The sequence below is a fragment of the Streptococcus infantis genome, from assembly GCF_015546995.1.
GTDB classification, from domain to species: Bacteria; Bacillota; Bacilli; order Lactobacillales; family Streptococcaceae; genus Streptococcus; species Streptococcus infantis_J.
Window position 1 is genome coordinate 1 of record NZ_JADMUH010000040.1, and the last position, 2,406, is coordinate 2,406.

Sequence of the window (2,406 nt, forward strand, 5' to 3'; positions counted from 1 at the left end):
CGTACACAAAGATCCGTCGATATCCGAATGGGGAAACCCGTCATCTGTAATAGGATGGCATCCATGGATGAATCCATAGTCCATGAGAGAGGTACCCGGAGAACTGAAACATCTAAGTACCCGGAGGAAAAGAAAACAAAAGTGATTTCCTGAGTAGCGGCGAGCGAAAGGGAAGGAGCCCAAACCATCTCTAGAGATGGGGTTGTAGGACCACGATATGGCAAGAGCATTGTTAGGAGAACGGCATTGAAAGGCCGACCGTAGGGGGTGCAAGTCCCGTATCCGAAAACGATGTGAAGCCTAGTGGGATCCTGAGTACGGCGAGACACGAGAAATCTTGTCGGAAGCAGGCGGGACCATCCGTCAAGGCTAAATATAAACAAGTGACCGATAGCGAACCAGTACCGTGAGGGAAAGGTGAAAAGAACCGCGGGAGCGGAGTGAAAGAGAACCTGAAACCGTATGCCTACAAGAAGTCAGAGCCCGTTAAAGGGTGATGGCGTGCCTTTTGTAGAATGAACCGGCGAGTTATGTTATCGTGCGAGGTTAAGCAGGAGATGCGGAGCCGAAGCGAAAGCGAGTCTTAATAGGGCGAGAGTACGATGACATAGACCCGAAACCGTGTGATCTAGCCATGACCAGGTTGAAGTTCAGGTGAAACTGAATGGAGGACCGAACCGACCCCCGTTGAAAAGTTGGCGGATGAGTTGTGGCTAGGGGAGAAATTCCAATCGAACACGGATATAGCTGGTTCTCCCCGAAATAGCTTTAGGGCTAGCGTCGAGGCTTAGTCATGTGGAGGTAGAGCACTGAATGTACGATGGCCCCATCCCGGGGTACTGAGTATAATCAAACTCCGAATGCCATAAGATATGCCCGGCAGTCAGACCGTGGGTGATAAGGTCCATGGTCAAAAGGGAAACAGCCCAGACCGCCAGTTAAGGTCCCAAAATGCATGCTGAGTGGAAAAGGATGTGGGGATGCACAGACAACTAGGAGGTTGGCTCAGAAGCAGCCACCCTTCAAAGAGTGCGTAACAGCTCACTAGTCGAGTGACCCTGCGCCGAAAATGTACCGGGGCTAAGCATGCTACCGAAGCTGCGGATTTGTAGGAATACAAGTGGTAGGGGAGCGTTCTATGCAGCGTGGAAGCCATATCGTGAGGAGTGGTGGAGCGCATAGAAGTGAGAATGCCGGTGTGAGTAGCGAGATGTAGGTGAGAATCCTACACACCGATAGCCCAAGGATTCCAGGGGAAGGTTCGTCCGCCCTGGGTAAGTCGGGACCTAACGCGAGGCCGAAAGGCGTAGTGGATGGAAAACAGGCAGATATTCCTGTACCCGCGATGGAAATGAAGGAATGACGGAGAAGGTAAGTATGACCCACTAAATGGATTGTGGGCGAAGCGTATAGCAGGATGGCAGTGAAATGCGTCATCAGGATGTAAAGCGTGAAAGGTAAGGGAACGCCCAAGGGCAAGTACTGAAGCATATGTAGCCAGCTTCCAGGAAAAGTTTCTAGTATATTCCATAGCGGCCCGTACCAAAACCGACACAGGTGGGCAAGGAGAGGATCCTGAGGTGAGCGAGAGAACTGTTGCCAAGGAACTCGGCAAAATGACTCCGTAAGTTAGCGAGAAGGAGTGCTTATGAAAGTAAGCCGCAGTGAAGAGGCCCAAGCGACTGTTTAACTAAAACACAGCTCTCTGCAAAGTCGCAAGACGAAGTATAGGGGGTGACGCCTGCCCGGTGCTGGAAGGTTAAGAGGATTTGTCAGTAGCGATACGAAGCAATGAATTGAAGCCCCAGTGAACGGCGGCCGTAACTATAACGGTCCTAAGGTAGCGAAATTCCTTGTCAGGTAAGTTCTGACCCGCACGAAAGGCGTAACGATTTGGGCGCTGTCTCGGCAGCAGACTCGGTGAAATCTTAGTACCTGTGAAAATGCAGGTTACCCGCAACTAGACGGAAAGACCCCATGGAGCTTTACTGCAGCCTGATATTGAGTTTCGATCAGAGATGTACAGGATAGGTGGGAGACAAAGAGACATGCACGCCAGTGTATGAGGAGTCGCTGTTGGGATACCACTCTTGTCTGATTGGAATTCTAACCTGCATCCCTAAGCGGGATGAGGGACCGTGTCAGGTGGGCAGTTTGACTGGGGCGGTCGCCTCCCAAAGAGTAACGGAGGCGCCCAAAGGTACGCTCAGATTGGATGGAAATCAATCGACGAGTGCAAATGCAGAAGCGTGCTTGACTGCGAGACAAACAGGTCGAGCAGGGACGAAAGTCGGGATTAGTGATCCGGCGGTGCCGAATGGAAGGGCCGTCGCTCAACGGATAAAAGCTACCCTGGGGATAACAGGCTGATCTCGCCCAAGAGTTCACATCGACGGCGAGGTTTGG

1 rRNA gene is annotated in these 2,406 nt (G+C 51.8%); it reads left to right on the forward strand.

Annotated elements, in window-relative coordinates:
• Positions 1 to 2,406: ribosomal RNA gene (locus I1J71_RS08545) — 23S ribosomal RNA — on the forward strand; the annotation flags it as partial.